The 21495-nt window shown below is 41.3% G+C and carries 18 protein-coding genes and 1 pseudogene; 9 read left to right on the top strand and 10 right to left on the bottom strand.

What is annotated here, in order from left to right; genetic code table 11:
* Window positions 1-23 precede the first annotated feature (23 nt).
* The 3 genes and pseudogenes from carB to dapB form a co-directional block, all read right to left on the bottom strand.
* The gene (carB, locus tag C2M25_RS03170) at window positions 24-3242 is read right to left on the bottom strand and encodes a carbamoyl-phosphate synthase large subunit (RefSeq protein WP_063705819.1); all 3219 of its coding nucleotides are present in this window, start codon (window positions 3240-3242) and stop codon (window positions 24-26) included.
* A gap of 96 nt (window positions 3243-3338) precedes the next feature.
* Window positions 3339-4322 (bottom strand): annotated as a pseudogene (carA, locus tag C2M25_RS21910) (glutamine-hydrolyzing carbamoyl-phosphate synthase small subunit); the annotation flags it as partial.
* A gap of 279 nt (window positions 4323-4601) precedes the next feature.
* The gene (gene dapB, locus C2M25_RS03165; RefSeq protein ID WP_105180366.1) at window positions 4602-5399 is read right to left on the bottom strand and encodes a 4-hydroxy-tetrahydrodipicolinate reductase; all 798 of its coding nucleotides are present in this window, start codon (window positions 5397-5399) and stop codon (window positions 4602-4604) included.
* A gap of 289 nt (window positions 5400-5688) precedes the next feature.
* Here dapB and C2M25_RS03160 point away from each other — a divergent pair, with 289 nt between their 5' ends.
* Both C2M25_RS03160 and C2M25_RS03155 read left to right on the top strand, forming a co-directional pair.
* Complete coding sequence (locus C2M25_RS03160; RefSeq protein WP_105180365.1) at window positions 5689-7002, top strand: Na+/H+ antiporter NhaC family protein; 1314 nt, start codon at window positions 5689-5691, stop codon at window positions 7000-7002.
* A 93-nt stretch (window positions 7003-7095) separates the two neighbouring features.
* Window positions 7096-7878: an outer membrane protein OmpK gene (locus C2M25_RS03155; RefSeq protein WP_063705827.1), complete on the top strand. Its 783-nt coding sequence runs from the start codon at window positions 7096-7098 to the stop codon at window positions 7876-7878.
* A gap of 56 nt (window positions 7879-7934) precedes the next feature.
* On the opposite strand, the gene C2M25_RS03150 is transcribed toward C2M25_RS03155, so the two are convergent.
* Together C2M25_RS03150 and C2M25_RS03145 are read right to left on the bottom strand one after the other, a co-directional pair.
* The gene (locus C2M25_RS03150; protein WP_105180364.1) at window positions 7935-8438 is read right to left on the bottom strand and encodes a hypothetical protein; all 504 of its coding nucleotides are present in this window, start codon (window positions 8436-8438) and stop codon (window positions 7935-7937) included.
* A gap of 113 nt (window positions 8439-8551) precedes the next feature.
* Window positions 8552-9349 (bottom strand): M48 family metallopeptidase, encoded by a 798-nt coding sequence (locus C2M25_RS03145; protein ID WP_105180363.1) that lies wholly within the window; start codon window positions 9347-9349, stop codon window positions 8552-8554.
* A gap of 192 nt (window positions 9350-9541) precedes the next feature.
* On the opposite strand from C2M25_RS03145, the gene C2M25_RS03140 reads away from it, so the two are divergent.
* Window positions 9542-10741: a Bcr/CflA family efflux MFS transporter gene (locus C2M25_RS03140; protein ID WP_105180362.1), complete on the top strand. Its 1200-nt coding sequence runs from the start codon at window positions 9542-9544 to the stop codon at window positions 10739-10741.
* Window positions 10742-10769: 28 nt separating this feature from the next.
* On the opposite strand, the gene grpE is transcribed toward C2M25_RS03140, so the two are convergent.
* Both grpE and C2M25_RS03130 read right to left on the bottom strand, forming a co-directional pair.
* The gene (grpE, locus tag C2M25_RS03135) at window positions 10770-11378 is read right to left on the bottom strand and encodes a nucleotide exchange factor GrpE (protein ID WP_105173985.1); all 609 of its coding nucleotides are present in this window, start codon (window positions 11376-11378) and stop codon (window positions 10770-10772) included.
* Window positions 11379-11436: 58 nt separating this feature from the next.
* On the bottom strand, window positions 11437-12381 hold the full coding sequence (locus tag C2M25_RS03130; RefSeq protein WP_105173984.1) for an HrcA family transcriptional regulator: 945 nt from the start codon (window positions 12379-12381) through the stop codon (window positions 11437-11439).
* Window positions 12382-12501: 120 nt separating this feature from the next.
* Between C2M25_RS03130 and nadK the strand changes: the two genes are divergently transcribed.
* The 6 genes from nadK to C2M25_RS03100 all read left to right on the top strand — a co-directional run bounded on the left by nadK (window position 12502) and on the right by C2M25_RS03100 (window position 18868).
* On the top strand, window positions 12502-13386 hold the full coding sequence (gene nadK, locus C2M25_RS03125; RefSeq protein ID WP_063705841.1) for an NAD(+) kinase: 885 nt from the start codon (window positions 12502-12504) through the stop codon (window positions 13384-13386).
* Between the two features lie 94 nt (window positions 13387-13480).
* Complete coding sequence (locus C2M25_RS03120; RefSeq protein ID WP_063705843.1) at window positions 13481-14044, top strand: hypothetical protein; 564 nt, start codon at window positions 13481-13483, stop codon at window positions 14042-14044.
* 68 nt (window positions 14045-14112) lie between these two features.
* Window positions 14113-15786 carry a DNA repair protein RecN gene (recN, locus tag C2M25_RS03115; RefSeq protein WP_105173983.1) on the top strand — a complete coding sequence of 558 codons (1674 nt, stop codon included), beginning with the start codon at window positions 14113-14115 and terminating at the stop codon, window positions 15784-15786.
* A 46-nt stretch (window positions 15787-15832) separates the two neighbouring features.
* Window positions 15833-16231, top strand: a complete 399-nt coding sequence (locus C2M25_RS03110; RefSeq protein WP_105180361.1) for a hypothetical protein — start codon at window positions 15833-15835, stop codon at window positions 16229-16231.
* A gap of 66 nt (window positions 16232-16297) precedes the next feature.
* Window positions 16298-18340: an ATP-binding protein gene (locus tag C2M25_RS03105; protein ID WP_105180360.1), complete on the top strand. Its 2043-nt coding sequence runs from the start codon at window positions 16298-16300 to the stop codon at window positions 18338-18340.
* 66 nt (window positions 18341-18406) lie between these two features.
* Window positions 18407-18868 (top strand): hypothetical protein, encoded by a 462-nt coding sequence (locus C2M25_RS03100; protein WP_105173980.1) that lies wholly within the window; start codon window positions 18407-18409, stop codon window positions 18866-18868.
* Window positions 18869-18890: 22 nt separating this feature from the next.
* On the opposite strand, the gene C2M25_RS03095 is transcribed toward C2M25_RS03100, so the two are convergent.
* The 3 genes from C2M25_RS03095 to C2M25_RS03085 form a co-directional block, all read right to left on the bottom strand.
* Window positions 18891-19583, bottom strand: coding sequence for a response regulator (locus C2M25_RS03095; protein ID WP_063705855.1), 693 nt, complete (start codon window positions 19581-19583; stop codon window positions 18891-18893).
* A 13-nt stretch (window positions 19584-19596) separates the two neighbouring features.
* Window positions 19597-19809, bottom strand: a complete 213-nt coding sequence (locus tag C2M25_RS03090; protein WP_229677558.1) for a hypothetical protein — start codon at window positions 19807-19809, stop codon at window positions 19597-19599.
* Window positions 19810-20071: 262 nt separating this feature from the next.
* Window positions 20072-21487 carry an FAD-dependent oxidoreductase gene (locus tag C2M25_RS03085; RefSeq protein ID WP_063705857.1) on the bottom strand — a complete coding sequence of 472 codons (1416 nt, stop codon included), beginning with the start codon at window positions 21485-21487 and terminating at the stop codon, window positions 20072-20074.
* Window positions 21488-21495 lie beyond the last annotated feature (8 nt).

Genomic DNA, 21495 nt, shown 5'->3' with positions numbered 1-21495 from the left:
TTGCTCGCCCCTGGCACATTTCCTTAGTTAATTCGCTGATGTAGTTCCTGAACTGACGTCACCTTGCTACGGTCGTCTGCTTGGTTAGCAGTACAGTTAGCAAATGCCGCGTTCAGCGTCGTTGTATAGTTAGTCTTGTGCTGTAATGCACCACGACGTAACACCTTCGAATCTTCAATCGCTTGGCGACCTTCAGTAGTGTTTACAATGTAGCTGTATTCACCATTTTTAATTCTATCAAGAATATGAGGACGACCTTCGAATACTTTGTTTACGCGACGTACTGCAATGCCTGCTTCTTCAAGTGCTTTTGCAGTGCCACCTGTTGCATCTAGCTCAAAACCTAATTCAGTCATGGTTTTAGCCAGTTCAACAATACGTGGTTTGTCACTGTTGCGTACCGATAGTAACGCGCGACCACCGCGTGGTAAAGTGTTGCTTGCACCTAATTGTGCTTTGGCGAATGCTTCGGCGAAAGTTTCACCAACACCCATTACCTCACCCGTTGAGCGCATTTCTGGGCCACGAATTGGGTCAACACCTTGGAACTTAGCAAAAGGAAGTACGACTTCTTTAACGCTGTAGTAAGGAGGAATTACTTCTTTTGTAATACCTTGGCTTGCCAGTGATTGACCCGCCATACAACGTGCCGCTACTTTAGCAAGTGCGATACCTGTTGCTTTAGAAACAAACGGTACTGTACGTGCAGCACGTGGGTTTACTTCGATTAAGTAAACTTGACCGTCTTTCACAGCAAACTGTGTATTCATCAGACCAATTACGCCAAGCTCTAGTGCCATATCTGTCACTTGCTTACGCATTACGTCTTGTACTTCAGCTGTTAATGAATGAGCTGGTAAAGAACATGCTGAGTCACCTGAGTGAACACCTGCTTGCTCGATGTGCTCCATAATACCACCGATGATTACTTGTTCACCGTCACAGATAGCGTCAACGTCAACTTCGATTGCGTTATCTAAGAAGTGATCAAGTAGTACTGGCGCTTCATTTGATGCAGATACCGCTTCAGTCATGTAACGACGTAAGTCGTCTTCATCGTATACGATTTCCATCGCACGACCACCTAGTACGTACGAAGGACGTACAACCAGTGGGAAACCGATTTCAGCAGACTTAACAACCGCTTCTTCTAAAGAAGTCACTGTTGCATTTTCTGGTTGCAGAAGGTTCAAACGCTCAACAAGTTGTTGGAAACGCTCACGGTCTTCAGCACGGTCGATTGCATCTGGAGAAGTACCAATAACTGGCACGCCATTCGCTTCTAGTGCACGTGCAAGTTTAAGTGGCGTTTGACCACCGTACTGAACGATCACACCTTTAGGCTTTTCAACACGTACGATTTCTAATACGTCTTCTAGAGTGATTGGCTCGAAGAATAAGCGATCTGATGTGTCGTAGTCAGTCGAAACAGTTTCAGGGTTACAGTTAACCATGATTGTTTCGTAGCCGTCTTCACGTAAAGCTAATGCTGCGTGAACACAGCAGTAATCGAATTCGATACCTTGACCGATACGGTTAGGGCCGCCACCGATTACCATGATTTTATCTTTGTCAGATGGATTCGCTTCACACTCTTCATCATAAGTTGAGTACATGTAAGCTGTATCTGAACTAAACTCTGCAGCACACGTATCAACGCGCTTGTATACAGGCACGATATCTAACTGGTGACGCTTTTTACGAATTTCTGCTTCAGAAACACCGGCAATTTCAGCGATACGCGCATCAGCGAAACCTTTACGCTTAAGCTTGCGTAAGAACTCAGCATTTAAACCAGCCATACCTACTTCGCTGATTGTTGCTTCATCTTTTAAGATGTCTTCGATTTGCACTAGGTACCAAGGGTCAATCTTAGTTAGTTCGAAAACGTCCTCTACGCTCATACCGTGACGCATTGCATCAGCAACGTACCAAATACGCTCTGCACCTGGCTCACGTAATTCACGGATGATTTTTTCTTTTGCTTTCGGATCATCAAGAGCAACAATTGGGTTAAAGCCCGTTGCGCCTACTTCAAGACCACGTAATGCTTTATGTAGTGACTCTTGTTGGTTACGACCAATCGCCATAACCTCACCCACAGACTTCATCTGTGTTGTAAGACGGTCGTTTGAACCTGCGAATTTTTCGAAGTTAAAACGTGGGATCTTAGTTACAACGTAGTCAATTGACGGCTCGAAAGACGCTGGTGTTTTACCGCCAGTGATGTCGTTTTGTAGCTCATCAAGGGTGTAACCTACAGCTAGTTTTGCAGCGATTTTCGCAATTGGGAAACCCGTTGCTTTTGATGCTAGAGCAGATGAACGCGATACACGCGGGTTCATCTCGATGATAACCATACGGCCATCAACTGGGTTCACACCAAATTGTACGTTTGAACCACCTGTTTCAACACCGATTTCACGAAGTACCGCCATCGATGCATTACGCATGATTTGGTATTCTTTATCCGTCAATGTTTGCGCTGGAGCAACCGTGATTGAGTCACCAGTATGAACACCCATAGGGTCAAAGTTTTCGATAGAACATACGATGATACAGTTGTCGTTTTTGTCACGCACAACTTCCATTTCGTATTCTTTCCAACCGATTAATGATTCGTCGATTAGAAGTTCATTTGTTGGTGATAAATCTAGACCACGCTCACAAATTTCATCAAATTCTTCTTGGTTGTATGCAACACCACCACCGGTACCACCCATCGTGAATGATGGACGAATGATACATGGGAAACCGATGCGGCTAAGTACATCGTGTGCTTCTTCCATTGAGTGAGCGATTTCTGCACGCGGACACTCAAGGCCAATGTTTTTCATTGCTAAGTCAAAACGCTCACGGTTTTCAGCTTTATCGATTGCATCAGCAGTTGCACCGATAAGTTCAACACCATGTTTAGCCAGTACGCCGTGCTTATCTAAATCAAGTGCACAGTTTAATGCTGTTTGACCACCCATAGTAGGCAGTACTGCATCAGGCTTTTCTTTTTCAATGATTTTCTCTACCACTTCCCAGTGAATTGGCTCGATGTACGTCGCATCCGCCATTTCAGGGTCAGTCATGATAGTTGCAGGGTTCGAGTTTACAAGAATTACTCGAAAGCCTTCTTCTCGTAGTGCTTTACACGCTTGTGCACCAGAGTAGTCAAATTCACAAGCTTGACCGATAACGATCGGGCCTGCGCCTAAGATAAGAATGCTTTTTATGTCGGTACGTTTTGGCATTGTTACTCCGGTTAAATTAGTTAGAACGTGCTTGCTCAAATCGATGAAGTGGTCAAATAATGGCGCCGCATCATGTGGACCTGGGCTTGCTTCTGGGTGACCTTGGAAGCTAAATGCAGGCTTATCTGTGCGGTGAATACCTTGTAGCGTGCCATCGAATAATGATACGTGAGTTGCACGTAAATTCGCTGGTAATGTTGCTTCGTCAGCTGCGAAACCGTGGTTTTGCGCTGTGATCATTACAACATTGCGATCAAGATCTTTAACTGGGTGGTTACCACCGTGGTGACCAAACTTCATTTTCATCGTTTTAGCACCTGAGGCAAGCGCTAGTAATTGGTGACCTAAACAGATACCAAAGATTGGCGTGTCTGTTTCTAGGAAAGTTTTAATTGCTTCAATCGCGTAGGTACACGGCTCAGGGTCGCCAGGGCCATTTGATAAGAAGATACCGTCTGGGTTTAATGCCAATACGTCTTCTGCAGATGTTTGTGCAGGAACAACGGTTAATTTACAACCGCGGTCAACTAACATACGTAAGATATTACGTTTAACACCGAAGTCATAAGCAACAACGTGGAACTTCTCGTCTGCTGCTTCTAGCGTTTTAAAACCTGAACCTAATGTCCAGCTTGAATCACGCCACTCAAAATTTTCCTTGGTTGAGACAACTTTTGCTAAATCCATGCCTTTTAAGCCTGGGAAGGCTTGCGCAGCTTCAAGCGCTTTATTCTCATCTAACTCGTCGCCTGCAATGATACAACCATTTTGAGCGCCTTTATCACGTAAGATACGCGTTAATTTACGAGTGTCGATGTCTGCAATACCTAAGATATTGCGTTCTTTTAAGTAATCACTTAACGATTGCTCGTTACGGAAATTACTTGCTAGCAGTGGCAAATCACGGATCACTAGGCCTTTAGCCCAGATTTGACCCGCTTCTTCGTCTTCGCTGTTAGTACCCGTATTACCGATATGTGGGTACGTCAAAGTTACGATTTGTTCCGCGTATGAAGGGTCAGTCAAAATTTCTTGATAACCAGTCATAGACGTATTGAATACTACTTCACCGACTGACATGCCGTCAGCGCCGATTGCAGTACCGCGAAACACTGTGCCGTCTTCTAGGACTAACAGAGCGGATTTAGTCAAGTTAACCTCCTAACAGTAAAAAACGGGAGTAAAGTCATTTGCTCTACTGCCCGTTTAAAGCGATTGGAAACACGCATTTATGAATTTTTGGCAAATTGGCGCTATTCTACAGTAATTTAGCTTTCAGATCTAATCTTAATTAATAAAATAGTAAAAATAAGCGTTATTAACGAAAAATTCACTGAAACTGCCAAAAAAGAGACTAAACTACTTCAAGTCAAGCACATCTTGCATGTCATAAAGTCCAGCTGGTTTATTTTTCAACCAGCCTGCAGCTCTTACAGCTCCTAACGCGAAGGTCATTCTTGAACTTGCTTTATGAGTTAATTCTAGCCTTTCGCCAGAAGTTGCGAAATATGCGGTGTGTTCACCTACAATATCTCCGCCTCTCATGACCGAATAACCGATTTCATTTTGCGATTTTGCGTGTTCGTCTTTGCTTCTATCAAAACGCGCGACTTCATCATGCTGCCAGCCTTTTGCCTCAGCAATTGCTTCACCAATTGCCAATGCAGTTCCCGATGGCGCATCGATTTTATGACGATGATGAGCTTCAAATATTTCGATATCCATGTCTTCGCCAAACTTCACAGCCGCAGTCTGCACTAAGTTAAGCAGTAAATTCACACCTACGCTATAGTTGCGGGCAAAAACAATCGGAATGTGTTTCGCAGCTTCATTAAGGGTATCAAGATCATCTTGGTTAAGGCCCGTAGTACCAATTACCATCGCGATATTTTTTTCGACCGCTGTTTTTAAGTGGTTGCGCATGCCTTGAGGTAAGGTGAAATCTATCAATACATCTGCATCTTTTACGTCTGTTTCTTTGCTAAATGATACATCTGCTGAAGCAGCGCTGTTTAATTGATTAACCGCTATATCTAAAAGTGGTGAGTTTTCGCGTACGTACGCGCCCGTTAATGTTGCGTCATCTTTTTTTGAGACTGCTTCTAAAAGTGCAAGTCCCATGCGGCCGTTTGCGCCAAATACACCTATGCGGTTCATATAGTTACCTTATCTATTCTTCTTAGCTGGCTGGATTTTATCGAAAACTCATGTAATAGTCAGGTTAGCTTATAAAAAATACAGAGCTAATTTTAGATTTATTAATAGAACAACAATAATAACAGATAGTCTTTGCATTTAGCCATCTATACATTTAAACTTCTTCCTTTGCGCCGATTTGGTCTTTGGCTTGCGGGCGCTGTTGTTGTCTTTCATTGTTTAAGACAGCGACTAAATACAGCTAAAAGAAGTGTTTGGCTGTGTTATTGGTTATCTAACGAGGAATATGATGCAGCCATCATTTAATAAAACAAAAGCAAAACTTTCTTTGCTGCCGCTTTTGGTGTTTGTCGGCTTATTTTTAGGCGCTGGCTTATACTTACAGTCTCAAGGTGTCGATTACGCCTTCTATCAATTGCCTGCTCCTGTGGCAATTTTGCCAGCCATTATGTTGGCATTTATCTTAAATAAAAATACCATCAACCACAGTGTTGAAACCTTTATTAAAGGTGCTGGCCATAGCAACATCATCACTATGTGTTTGATTTATCTGCTTGCCGGTGCCTTTTCTGCGGTTGCTGGCGCAACCGGTGGTGTTGATGCCGTTGTTAATGCCGGTTTATCACTTATTCCGCCGGCTCTTTTACTACCTGGATTATTTTTAATTGCTGCGGTTGTGTCGACTGCGATGGGCACTTCAATGGGTACTATCGGTGCGATTGGCCCGATTGCTTATGCCGTCGCCCAAAAAACAGGCATTGATCCATCTCTAATGGCTGGCACGATTGTATCGGGTGCCATGTTTGGTGATAACTTATCAATCATCTCTGACACAACAATTGCGGCAACTCGCACGCAAGGCTGTGAAATGAAAGATAAATTCCGTGAGAACTTAAAAATTGCCTTACCCGCTGCGGCATTAACTATCGGCTTGTTATTCTTCTTAACGCCTACTGCAGAAGCTGTTGAAACGCAAGACTTTGATATTTTATTAGTATTACCTTATGCATTTATCTTAATACTCGCGGTAATGGGCTTTAATGTATTCGTAGTACTGTTTAGCGGTATTATCTTTGCTGCACTCATGGGCTTTACTGGCAGCTATGAAGGTGCAAGCTTTGTAAAAGATGTTTATAAAGGCTTTACGGATATGCAGGAAATCTTCTTGCTATCGATGTTTATTGGCGGTCTTTCAGAGTTTATCCGTATTAATGGTGGCCTTGATTATATTGCTAACAAAATTCAAGCAATTACAAAAATCATTGCAAAATGGCACCGTAAAGTTGCGGATCAATTAGGGATTGCAGCACTGGTTATGACCAGTAACTTATGTATCGCTAATAATACCGTGTCTATTATAGTTGCAGGCCCGATTGCTAAAAAGTTAGCGGATGATGGTGAAATTACAGGAAAGCGTTCAGCAAGCTTACTTGATATTTTTGCTTGTGTTACGCAAGGCTCATTGCCGTATGGCGCACAAGCACTTCTACTGGGCGCAACGTTCAAAATTAGTCCGTGGGAAGTTTCTACCTCTTCTTATTACTGCTTTATTCTTGCCTTTACTGCCGTTGCAGTAATTTGCTTACGCCGAAATAAAGCATAAGTTAAATAATTTTTTCTCTCGATACGCCCAAATATGGGCGTATCTGCTATAATCCTGTCTTTATATCCCCCTTTACACCATCAATATTGAGATATGAACTTGAAAAAGATCCTTTCTGTTGCTGCGCTTTGTGCAGTAAGTACTTCGAGCTATGCCGCTAATTGGAGCTCTACGCAATTACACGTTAATAACGGTGAACACAAAAATCCGTTTTCATTAACTAAGTCAAATACCACAGTTGTATCACTACAGCATGCGTCTGGTTATGACTATGGCGACAACTTCTTTTTTATTGATTACAGCAATGACGACCGTCAAGATGGCTATCAAGATAAAGACTTTTACGGTGAGTGGTATTCAACATTTAGCTTATCAAAAATCTCTGGCAGTGATTTCTCATACGGGGCAATTGCTGATGTAGGTTTAACGGCAGGTTTTAATGCTGCGGGTGATTCAAAAGTTCTTAAGTATTTACCAGGTGTAAAACTTAGCTGGCAAGCACCGGGCTTTAGCTTTTTATCAACTTTATTTACAGCTTACATCGATGACAGTGAAGGGGTAGCACGTGGTGGTGCACCTACTGAAACAAACAGCTGGATGATTGATGTTGCTTGGGGCTACCCATTCACTATTGGTTCTCAAAAGTTCAACGTAACAGGTCATGTTGAATACATTGCTGAACGTGAAAATGAGTTTGGCGAAGATGTTAACGCATGGATTTTAGCGCAGCCAATCGTTACTTGGGACTTAGGTCATGCAATGAGCATGAAAGAAAATACCCTGCTACTTGGCATTGAGTGGCAATATTGGCACAACAAACTAGGTACAGACACAACTGAGTCAGTACCACAGCTTCACGTTGAGTGGACGTTCTAACGAGTTACGAGTTATTAGAATTAAAGCCTGTAGTCAGCTAGAATACAGGCTTTGTTTTAATTAAATTGATTAGAAGTCCATTTAGACACATAGCGACCACCTGCAACAGCTATTTTCTCTAAACGGTCGCAGGCACCAAAAGCAACTCCTGAACCAATTTCCTTCGTTGTTTTAGCTATAATCTCATCACCTTTTTTAAGTTGCACATGTAATGTTGCTGATGAGCTTGGTCTCACCGATGGAAAAACCCATCTATGCGAGTTAATTTCAATATATTTCGCTTCAACGACATACTCTGCTTTGGATTTTTCTTGTTGTTCAACTAATGTTACTAAATATTTTTTTGCTGAATCAGTAATTGAACTAGCTAACTTATCAAGCATGACACAATCACGTTGAACTTTATCTGCTTCAACTCCAAGGGCAAAATGCACTGCATTTAACGCTATAGGAGGTGTAGGCTTTAAGGCAATTGCTTGAGTTTGCTGCTGTTTGGTGCTTTTACAGGCGGTTAAAGACACTAAAGTACATAGCAAAAAAGTAGGGATAGAATACTTCATATTAATTCCATTTAATTGTTTTTATTATTAAATCAGATAGTTATTTGATGATAATAGACATCGACGAAAAATGAAACAAAAAGAGCTGCATAAGCAGCTCTGGAAAGATTTAATTACAGTTTACACTGTGGGGTTTTGCCTTTTGCTTTAGCGGCTTGTTGGGCTTTTAATGCATCCGACATGTGCTTTTGAAGCTCTTTAATGCGGTTACCCGGTGCAGGGTGAGTCGACATAAATTCTGGAGTACCGCTATTGCCTGCAGCACTCATATTTTGCCAAAGCGATACAGATTGCTCTGGGTTAAACCCTGCTTTTGCCATTAAATCTAAGCCAACAATATCTGCTTCTGATTCATGTGAGCGACTAAACGGTAAGACAACACCATACTGTGCCCCCAAACCTAAAGCTTGCATGATCTCACCGCGGTATTGCACATTCCCCATATCTAGTGCTGCACCACCAACTTGCAGGCCTGTTTGTAAAAGTGCGTTTTGCGATACACGCTCATTAGAATGCTCTGCAATAACGTGTGCTACTTCATGACCTAGTACTGTTGCCAATTGGTCTTGATTTACAGCAACTTTTAATAAACCTGTATGAACGCCAATATAGCCACCTGGTAATGCAAATGCGTTTGCTGAATCTTCTTCAAACACGACTACTTCCCACGATTGCTTTGCATACTCGTTAGGTAAAACGGCAATAACATCATCAGCAATACACTTCACATAAGCATTGACACCTGGATCAGTATTAACAGGTTGTGTTTTTTTCATTTCAGCAAAACTTGCTTGACCCATTTGGCTCATTTGCGAGTCTGAATAGAGTGCGATTTGTGTGCGCCCTGTTGGAGAGGTTTTACAACCCGCTAAAACTGCGGTTGCTAACACAGCCATCATTAACTTTTTCATACTAGTCCTTCAAATACTTAGTGCAATTGAGGCTAATATAGCAAAGCATTGCTTAATTTTATATGAAAATGAACAATCACCCACTCAGTTGTTATCATTTAGTTAATTCTTTTACTTAGCAGGCAAACTAAGTTCACCACAGTGATTCACACTGCTACAATAGTGACCTACTATTTGATGAATGAGTAAACAATGCCTTCCCCTGAGACTTTAAATAAACGCATTTTATTGCCTTTGCTGGCAAGTATTGTCGCGATTACGCCTTTGGCAATTGATTTATATTTACCCGCGATGTTGGTGATTGCCAACGACTTGCAAACAACCATGCCAAATGTGCAAATCTCGCTTAGCATTTATTTAGCAGGTTATGCCCTTGGTATGCTGTTTTTTGGCCCCATTGCTGATGAGCTTGGTAGGCGATTACTCGCTAAAGTGGGCTTAGCATTGTTTGGGATTAGTTCGTTAGCACTGGCGTTCTGTACTAACATCGAATTATTTTGGTCTTTAAGGGCCGTGCAAGCATTCACTGGCGCTGCTGCAACCGTCGTAGTGCCGGGTATTATTCGCCACATTTATCGAGAAAACACCGCCAAAGGCATGTCTTATGTCTCGATGATTATGATGGTTGCCCCGCTAATTGCACCGACCCTTGGCTCATTGATCATGGGTATTTCAACATGGCAGGTTATTTTTATTGCATTAGCTGCCTATAGCTTTGCAATATTGGCGTTAGTGCAAATTCATTTAATCGATATCCCTATTTTCAAAAGCCAGCAACGTGGTTTTGCACTGTTTTTTAATAGTTATAAAACCGTATTTTCACGTCGTAGCGCCCTTGCTGATATTGCCAGCTCGATGTTTGCCTCGTTTGCATTCTTCTGTTTTTTAACATCGGTACCTTATGTATATCTCGATTTTTTTAAAGTAGATGAGCAATTGTTCGGTGTGTTATTCGCTTTTAATGTATTAGCGTTGATGTTTGGTAACTTTATGAATACGCGCTTGGTGCCTCGTTTAGGGTCTCGTAAACTTTTGTTTATTGGCCTTGCTATTGGTTTTGTTTCTGGCGCTGCCTTACTGTTGTTCAGTGTGATGCATTTATCGCTGTATTTTATCGTAGCCGCTATCGCCCCGCTGATGATGAGTTTAGGTATTGTAGCGAGTAATGCAGACTCGTTGATACTGATGCAATTTGAGGAAAAGTCAGGTACTGCTACAGCCGTGATTGGTACCTTGAGATTCGGCAGCGGTGCTTTGGTTGGGCCTATCCTTGCTTTTGTTCACCCGCAAAGTGCCATTCCATTTTCTGCGATGATGTTCAGCGCACTGATACTTATCTTACTGGTGCAGCTTTGGCATCGAAAACTAGACAAAAAAAATGCCTGTGAATAACAGGCATTTTTTTATATCACTTTAAAGCTTATTCAGCTTCTTTTGATACCATAACCATTGCAGGACGTAATAAACGACCGTTTAATGTATAACCTTTCTGCATTACTGCAAGAACAGTATTCGGCGCTACATCATTGCTTGGTTGAATTGACATTGCTTGATGGAATTCAGGGTTAAATTGCTCACCTTGTGGGTTAACAATTTCAACACCAAACTTCGCTACTGCATCATTAAAGCTTTTCACAGTCATTTCGATACCTTCAAGCACAGGCTTAAGCTGCTCATTTTCTTTATCAGAAAACTCAATTGCACGCTCTAGGTTATCAATAACTGGAAGTAATTCGTTAGCAAACTTTTCAAGTGCAAACTTATGTGCTTTTTCTACATCTTGAGCGGCACGACGACGCATGTTCTCAACATCTGCAGCAGCACGAACAACACTGTCTTTTTGATCGTTAATCGTTTGTTTAGCTGCTTCTAGTTCGCTGTATAGTAATGCGATTTCAGCTTCTGGGCTTATTTCATCGCCTTCCACTTGCTCAGCTGCTTTTTCTGCTGCTTCTACTTCAGCTTGCATTTGTTCAAATTCTTCGTTTAGTTCAACTTCTTGCTCTGGTGATTTTGTCTGCTCAGACATAGCTTACATGCTCCAATTCTTTACAACTGCGGTAATTATGGGGATTGAATTAAAAGATTCAAGAGGCGGATGACCCGATTAACTCAAATTCTTGGATGATTGCTTCGATTTGCGCTGATTTTGGACAAATTATACAAAATCGACTTTGATATTCATGGTTATTAAAGTAGGGAACGCTGATCACCATTAACTCATTGCAATCAGTAAATGGTAACTGCTCGGTATTTAAAACCGATAAACCATTTTTGAAAGCGAGTTTATCTTCTACAAAATTTAAAAACGATACACCTATATTCAAACTGGTTTGGCAATCAACTTGACGATATAGGTAATTTTCACCTACCACGATGCTGTTATCGGAACCAAGCTTTTGACTTAATTGCCGTGTCCATTGCGTTAGTGAATCATGGCAGTTATGCGGAGCTGTGTTTGCCATCGCCTGCATACGGTATAAACCTTCCATCAAGGTTTGTTGGCTAAAGACAGTATTAAGCCAAGTAGCAAACTGGTAACGCACTGCATCCGATGAATCTTCCGGTTTACTGATGCAAATATTATGGCTTTGCCCTGCTCTATCGATTAACAATATAAGCCAATTACTGCCATCGAAATCAAGTACCTCTACACGAAAAACCAGTTGAGAGCTAACTTGCGGTAATCCCACACAACAGCACACTTTATAGCGCTGGCTCAAACCGTGGGCAAGCTCGACCAATTGTGCTTGCTGTGGCTGCCAATATGTTGCGATTTCTGGCAATGCAAAGAATTCGCTGAGCCAATAATCAAACCCTGCATTGGTAGGCACGCGACCAGCAGAAGTATGCGGCGAATATAGTAAGCCTTCTTTTTCAAGCCGTGCCATTGCGTTACGTACTGTTGCCGAACATACCGCCATGCCTTTTTGTTTGGCAATGCGGGTAGAGGCAACAGGCTGTCCTTCACCGTTACAGTAAAGGCTCATTACAGCTGAAAAAATTTGTTGGTCACGCGGATTTAATTTCATAATTTATACATCTTGCTTCTTGCCAGTGGATATTTGGGCACAGCAAGTTTATTTCAAGTTATTTTCAAAGCATTAATTTTTAATGTAATCTAGCGATATGAAAGTTTAAGTGCAAATAACATGGATTCACCGTTTAAAACCATAGGTTTAATTGGCAAACCTAATCACAGTGCTGCGGCTGCTACACTTGGTCGTCTACACACATTTTTGCGCGCATTAGGTTTTGAAGTGCTAGTAGAACAACGAACTGGCCGCCAGCTTGATGAGGTTCCTGCAGAAAACTTAGTCAAACTCGTTGATTTAGGTGAACGAGCAGATTTAGCGATTGTCGTGGGCGGTGATGGTAACATGCTTGGTGCTGCACGAGTTTTGGCACGTTTTGATGTGGCAGTTATTGGTGTAAACCGTGGTAATTTAGGGTTTTTAACCGATTTAAACCCAGAAGGTTTTGAAGCCAGCTTGGAACAAGTCTTAAGTGGTCAATTCCTCGAAGAAAAACGCTTCTTGCTTGAAGTTGAAGTATATCGTCACGCCGAACTGAAAAGTGCAAACTTGGCAGTGAATGAAGCAGTACTTCATGCTGATAAAGTTGCCCACATGATTGAGTTTGAGGCCTTTATTAACAACGACTTTGTATTTTCACAGCGTTCAGACGGTTTAATTGTCTCAACCCCAACAGGTTCAACTGCTTATTCATTATCTGGTGGCGGGCCGATTTTGACACCTGAGCTCAATGCGATCTCATTAGTTCCTATGTTCCCACATACATTATCAAGCCGCCCTCTTGTGGTTGATGCCGACAACGAAGTACGTTTAAAGCTCAGTCTTGAAAATACCGATAGCCTGCAAGTCAGTTGTGACAGTCATGTGGTTTTAGCTGTGTTACCTGGCGATGAAGTGGTGATAAAAAAGGCAGATAAACGCCTGCGCTTGATTCATCCGAAGGAATACTCTTATTACAATGTATTAAGAAAAAAATTAAACTGGGGAAGCCGCTTATTTTAAGCGGCTTTTTTATCTCAATTGATTGCCAAGGCACCTTGATTAGCGCAAAATATTCAAACTTAATGCTGTATTATTTTAAGGATTCTAAGCCGAAATGAGCTATATCGTTTTTCTTGCTCTATTATTACTTATTACCTTGCTAGGTTGTTACTGGATGGTTGAGAGCAACCGTCGCAAAGCGATTGAAGCTGAAAAAAAGCGTTTTAATCAGCGAGTAAAAGAAATTAATAACGATTTCAAAGACAAACTAATCGACTTTAGTGAAGGGAAGCTTATTCGCCCGAAAAATATTTCGCGCCTAAGCATGATCACTAGTAATTACTTTGTTGTACAAGCCCATAACGAAGAAAACCTCACATACCTTGAATACATTAGTGACCTATTGATTAATACAATCATGATGGAGGCAAGTAAAGCACAAGGCCCAGAACAAATAGACCAACTTGCTGACCGACTTCAGTATTTTATGGCTGAATTACCTTACAATGGTATTGAATACAATAAAGCGTTTTACCAAGAAGCCCTCCCTTCTCTGATCGAAGTAATTAAATATCAGCCCCCCACAGATTTACAAGATGATCAGCCGCCAGCCCAGAGCACACCGGCGCCAAATGATTCATACCAAGAAAATCAGCTGTCAGAATTAAGCAAAGCATAAAAATTTAATTTGCAAAACCCGAAAACACTGTATAAATTAACAGTTAATTAGCTGGATGGATAAACAGTATGTTAATCGGGTTAGAAATTAAAAACTTTGCCATTGTGAGTAATTTAAGTACTGAGTGGCACAATGGTATGACAGCCATTACAGGTGAAACAGGTGCGGGTAAATCAATTGCTATTGATGCCCTGTCATTATGTTTAGGCGAACGTGCTGATGCAGGTGCTGTTCGCCCTGGTACTGAACGCGCAGAAATTTGTGCACAATTCGATATTAGCCAGCTCCCTCTTGCCCAACACTTTTTAGAGCAACATTTACTTTCAAGCACTGAAGGTGAATGTTTACTGCGACGTGTTATTTGCAAGAATGGTCGTAGCAAAAGTTATATTAATGGCAGCTCCGTCACCGCTGCACAGTTGAAAGAGTTAGGTCAGTATTTAATTTCAATTCACGGCCAACATGCTCACCAGCATCTATTAAAAGCTGAACATCAGTTACACCTGCTCGATGCCTATGCAGGCCACAATCAGCTAATAGCGGATGTTAAAGAGCGCTATAAAGCCTACCAAGCATTACTTAAAGAGTTTAACCAGCTTGAACAACAACAGCAGCAACAAGCAGCTCAAAAGCAATTACTTGAGTATCAAGTCGCCGAGCTTGATGAATTTGCGCTACAACCGGGTGAATTTGAAGAGATTGAAGCTGAGCACCACAAATTAAGCCACAGCCAGACTATTTTAGAATCATGTCAGCGAGAGCTACAGCATTTATACGAAAGTGATGAGCAAAGCGCGTGTTCGTTATTACAACACAGTGCTCAGCAATTTGCTGAATTGGCAAGCTATGATGAAAGCCTTTCAAGCATTGCATCGTTATTAAGTGAAGCTGCCGTTCAAGTTGAAGAAGCAAGCCGTGAAATTCGCAGCTACGTTGATGTGACCGACTTAGATCCGGCACGATTAGACGAAGTTGAGACTCGTTTAACAGGTGCTATGGACCTTGCCCGTAAACATCACATAAAACCCGAAGAACTGGTTGAATTTCATCAGTCTATTGCCGAAGAATTAGCATCAATTAGTTATAACAGCGACCGCCTTGTGGCACTTGAAAGCGAAATTAGCAATGCGCTTGAACACTACAAACAAGCAGCAAAACAGTTAAGTGAAAGCCGCCATAGTTACGCAGATACACTCAATCAGTTAATTAGCGATAGCATGGCGAACTTATCAATGGAAAACGGCAAGTTTGCGATTGATATCCAACAAACTAGCGATAAAGCACCAAGTGCGATGGGTTTTGATACTGTCTCATTTTTAGTTTCAACCAACCCGGGGCAACCAATGCAAGCGCTTTCTAAAGTTGCTTCTGGTGGTGAATTATCGCGTATTAGTTTAGCTATTCAGGTAATTATTGCTCAGCGGGTTACAACGCCTACACTTATTTTCGATGAAGTTGATGTGGGTATATCAGGCCCTACTGCTTCTGCAGTCGGCAAGCTATTACGCCAATTAGGTAAATCGACCCAAGTTATTTGTGTGACTCACTTACCGCAGGTTGCAAGCTCTGGGCATCAACAATTTTTTGTAGCCAAAGAAATTGCAGACGGCGAAACATTCACGCAAATGAGTAAACTATCTAAAGATGGCCGTATTGATGAAATTGCTCGACTACTTGCTGGTGACAACATCAGTAAAATGGCACGAGCGAATGCCAAAGAGCTTATTAGCGCACATGCATAAATTGATAATTAATACTTTGAGAGTTTAAGTGGGTTAGAGTTTACTAATGAATATTAAAAATATGTTTACCGCTTTAGTATTTGGCTTGATTTTGCTTTTCTCAAACCATTCACAGGGCGCAACAACAGATTCACCTTATCAAGGTGCGCAAATAATCGTTACTTTATTTGAATGCTTTTTAATTGCCCTCCCTACTAGCGCATTATTTTTGATTGTTTGGAGTCGTTGGAAGCATTTACGTTTTAAGCAGTTACTACAAACGGTGTTAAATTCATCGTTAGTTTTCATGCTTATTAGCCTAGTAACAGTAAATCAATTAACACAGAGTATGTCGTCTTGGTTGATTGCTTTAGCGGTCAGCCATACATTGCTTGTTGGTATAAGTTATTTACTCGTTAAGCAACACACGAATAGAGTGAAAAGTACCCTGACTGGTTGCTGGTAATAGCTCCATAATTTGCACACATTTGCTGGTTAGTATAAGCGCACATTAAGCTTATTCTAACTGCAAATGAAATACTCTTTACTTATCGCTGCGTATTTTCTGTCTTTTTCGTGTGTAGCAACCTCACTGCCAAGCTCTCTATTAAATCAAGTCACTGATCTTGAGAATCAAGGCAAGCTCAGTGAAGCTCTCACTATTCTTGAGCAATATAAGGATAAAAATAACACGACATCAGGCCCTGATGTTGCCATGGCACAAGCGCCTCTTTTGCGTAAACAAGGTCATTATAACGAGGCGATAGAACTGTTACTGCCATTACAGAAGCTAGCTAGTCTGAGTAAAAAGGACCAATACCATATTCAAAAAGAGTTGGGGATCAATTATCGTCGCCAAGTAAAAACAATAGAAGCAAAAAATCATTATATGGCAGCCTTAGCGCTTGCCAACGAGCTTGAAGACAAGAACCTACAAGCACAAAGCCATAGCAATTTAGGTTCGCTATATGACACACTCAATGATCTTGAACAATCAATGCATCATCAGGTAAAAGCACAAGGTTTATTAGAAAACAGCGATAATTATGAACTGATTGCCACTAATTTTTATAACCTAGCAAATCTTGCTCAAAGACTTGATGACCTCTCTCAATCTGAGTACTTCTATAAAAAAGCACTCGAGTTTGATATTAAAACCAAAAACCAAATTAATATTGCCGATACCAGCTTACAACTTGCCAAGCTGGTGTATAAGCGTGGTGATTTGGAGCAAGCGCTCCCTTTACTAAATAATGCCTATACTCGTTTAGCCGACGTAAAGGCTTATGAAAATATGGCTACAGCTAAACATACATTGATGCAATTGTATTTGAAGATAGACAACCAGCATATGGCGCTCAGCAGTGCTGAGTCTGGTCTCAATGCGGCACTTAAATCAGGATCAACGTTAAGCCAACTCTATTCTTACTTTAATTTAATTGAACTGCATTTAGCACTTAAAAACCCTGAGCTCATTGGTCTTTATTTAAGCCGCACAAAAGAGTTGTTAGTGGGTATTGATAATCGCTTATTGAATCAAAAACAGCATGGCTATACCGCAATTTATGCCGAACTTATCGGTGATTACAAACTAGCAGCAGAGCAGCTAAAGCTTGAAAATAAACTGGCCGAATCTTTGTTTGAAGAGCATTTAAATCAAGCTGTCGAAAAAAACAAAAAGCAACTAACAGCTATTGAGCAACAGCAACGCATTGATGATGAGATTCAAAAAAATAAACTCGCTACGGCACAAATGAATAACCAACGACTAGAAAAACAAATTTGGTTGCTAACTGCCGGTATTGTTTTGTTGTTTAGCACCCTTGCCTTAGTGCTCTATTACTTTAAACATCGAAAAGCATTATTTAAAGCAAAGCTTTATCAATACAACTTGATTGAAAAAGACAAGATGCTTGCTGATATTTCCCATGAATTACGCACCCCACTGAGCGTTTTAAAGCTGCATATAGAAGCGCTTGAGCTTGATATTCAAGAAAACCGCGATCTCGCCTACAGCAAGATTAATGGCAAAATAGCGCAACTAAATAACTTAATTTCAGATGTGTACCAGTTGTCTCAAGCTGAAAATAAAACCCTGACATTGAATCTTCAACAATATAATGCCGCGCAGATTTTTGCTGAATACGAGCAAGACATGCGTCGTTATGTTTGCAGTCATCAGCTCACATTTTTTGCTGACATTGTTATTGCAGATGATGTTGCAATCACGGTAGATAAACAAAAACTCGACCAAATTCTCAACAATATTTTTACTAATGCATGCCTTTATACAGACAGCCCAGGCCATGTTCGCCTTAAAGTAAGAGCAAACAAGCAAGAGCTGTTTATTCAAGTCGATGATACCTCTCCTGGTGTCGGCAAAGCACATATTGGCAAACTCTTTGACCGTTTATATCGTGTCGAAGAATCTCGAAGCCGCGCATCAGGAGGCTCAGGTTTAGGGCTGTCAATTTGTCAGAGCTTTGTTGAATTGATGTCTGGGAATATCAACGCATTACCAGGAAAGTCAGGGGGGTTATGTATCAGAATCTTGCTCCCTTTAAGCAGAAAATAAACCTCTCCATTTTTCCACCACATTTTATTGCTTAAATAGCACTATAAACTACTGTGGAATGGAACCATGTCAGAGTCATTAAAGCATGCTCAATGGGCTAAATCTGTTGAGCGTAAACACCGCCAAAGCCAAATTAAAACAACCAAGAAGTCCCCACTTCCTATTTACGTGGCGTTTGCCAGCTTATTGATAAGTGCAGGGCTTTATTATGCAAGCTACGAAAAACCAATAGAGTACCCACCCCTCTCTGAAGCTGCTAAGCAACGTATTTCTCAGTTCTTTGCAAAGCAATTTTTATTAGGTCAATGGCGTTTAAATCAAATTAAGTACTCAACTGATGCTATTCAAGTATACGTACAAACACCCTCTGCGATTGCCCTTGAAGGTGAAGCACTAAGCCAATATTTACATTACGCTCTATGCCCAGTTCCAAGCAAACGCATTTGGCAAGATATTCAAGCAAGAGAGTTATCTGTGTATGTGTTCACCCATTCGATTCGAAAAGGTGAACGTACAGTGTGTAACTAATAGAAAAGCGATGAACGCCAAATCAATTGATTTGACGTTCATCATAGCGATAGCCTGCTCCATAAACGGAAGCGACTATCTTAGGAGAGAACTGTAAATTCTTCAGTTTTTTGCGAATATTTTTGATATGGCTGTCGATCACGCGGTCGGTAATATCAAAATTATTAGGTTGGATATGATCAAGTATCTGCTGCCTAGAAAAAACACGCTTAGGGGCTTTGTACAAAAGCTTAAATACGTCAAATTCCACTTTAGTTAAACCCAAAGACACACCTTTTATTTCAACTTCGAGGGCGTCTTCGTTTAAGCAAATCGCAGCAGGCGAATTCATCGCATCGCTTACAACCGGCGCTGGTGCACAGCGTCTTAAAATAGCTTTTACGCGCATCACCAGCTCTGCACCGCTAAAAGGTTTACAGACATAGTCATCAGCGCCATGTTCTAGCCCTTTTAATCTATCTGCCTCTTCAACTTTTGCGGTTACCATGATAATTGGCACCATAGAAAAAGCGCGGATCTGCTTCATGCACTCCACGCCATCTAAATTAGGTAACATTACATCTAAAATTATCGCATCTGGTTTATTTGCTTTAACCCACGAAACCACAGCACTGCCATCAGTGATGTGGTGAGTGGTAAAGCCAGATGCATTGAAGAACAACAGTACTTGCTCTGCAATATCTAAGTCGTCTTCGACGACTAATATCTGGGGCATTTTTATTTCCGTTTTATATTTTTTTTATTGTTTTTAATTGTTGCTTCACCATCGCTTTAAGCGCATCTGATAAGGTTTCATCTAATAAAACCATGGTCAGAATATCGTGCAGGTCTTCACTGTTCATGACCTCATCGAGTAAATCATTTTCAGATTTTGAACTTGGCTGAAAAAAATTTAACTGCTCGGTATTTGTGTGTTCGCAAAACATTTTCTTTTTATCCATGTTGTTAGCATCAAATATTCAGATGGGCTTCTGCCTCTAATGAACATTAAAACGCAACAATGTGGAGCAAATATGGAGTTAATACGAAATAATGAATTTTATCGATTCTGCAGTAAAATTCATTCGTAGATTGTAGGTAATAAGCGCTATTTTTTCATTATTTTTCTGAATCTTGATTAAATTTTCAAAACAGCTAAAAAGTAGGCAAAAAAAAGCAAGCTAGGCAGCTTGCTTTTAAACAAATGAATCGGCAACTTCGTAATTAAACGCCTAAATAGTCCATAATCCCTTCAGCGGCATTTCGGCCTTCGAAAATAGCCGTTACCACTAAGTCTGAGCCGCGGACAATATCGCCACCAGCAAAGATTTTAGGATTAGTTGTTTGGTGAGTAAACTCGCCTTTTTCTGGTGCATTGATACCGCCCCAATGATTGATTTCAACACCATACGGTTCTAACCAATCCATTTTATGAGGTTTAAAACCAAATGCCATGAGCACCTTGGTTGCTTCAATAATATGCTCAGAGCCTGCTACTTCTTCAGCACGGCGACGACCATTTTCATCCGGCTCACCGAGTTGTGTTTTCACCATTTTAACGCCAGCAACTTTACCTTGCTCATCAACCACAATACCTTTTGGCTGAACGTTGAAGGTAAACTCAACGCCCTCTTCACGGGCATTTTTAACTTCCCGTTTTGAGCCTGGCATGTTTTCTTCGTCACGACGATACGCACAGGTAACCTGTGTAGCACCTTGTCGAATAGAGGTTCTCACACAGTCCATTGCTGTATCACCACCGCCTAATACAACGACTTTTTCGTTCGCCATATCGATATAAGCTTGCTTGTCTTCTGCATAGCCCATAACACGGTTGGTGTTACCTATTAAGAATGGCAGTGCATCAAACACACCGTCTGCATCTTCATTTTCAAGCCCTGCACGCATACTTTGATAGGTACCCACCCCTAAGAATACGGCATCATATTCAGCCAAAATTTCATCAAGGGTGATGTCAACGCCAACTTCAGTGTTTAGCTTAAACTCGACACCCATTTCCGTGAAAATTTCGCGACGCTTTTGCATCACTTCTTTTTCAAGTTTGAATGATGGAATACCAAATGTAAGAAGGCCGCCGATTTCTGGGTGACGGTCAAACACCACAGGTTTTACCCCATTACGAACTAAAATATCTGCACAGCCCAAGCCAGCTGGGCCTGCACCGATGATAGCCACTTTTTTGTCAGACCAAACCACATACGACATATCTGGTTTCCAGCCCATCTTGAAGGCCGTATCTGTAATGTACTTTTCGATATTACCGATAGTGACAGCACCAAACTCTTCTTCTAGCGTACATGAGCCTTCACATAAGCGATCTTGTGGACAAACTCGGCCACACACCTCGGGTAAGCTGTTGGTACGGTGAGAAAGCTCTGCCGCTTCTAAAATACGGCCAGTACGAATTAACTTTAACCATTGTGGAATATAGTTATGTACTGGGCATTTCCATTCACAGTAAGGGTTACCACAATCTAAACAACGGTCCGCCTGTGAGTTAACTTGAGTCTCAGAGAACGGCTCATATATTTCTACGAAAGATTGCTTACGTGCTGAAATTGGCTTTTTACGCGGATCAACACGTTGTACATCGATAAACTGGTATACATTTTCGCTCATACTACCCC

The organism is Pseudoalteromonas sp. T1lg21, assembly GCF_002964625.1.
GTDB classification, from domain to species: domain Bacteria; phylum Pseudomonadota; class Gammaproteobacteria; order Enterobacterales; family Alteromonadaceae; genus Pseudoalteromonas; species Pseudoalteromonas gelatinilytica.
Note: the sequence above shows the minus strand (reverse complement) of the source record. Positions and strands in the feature narration are given on the sequence as shown.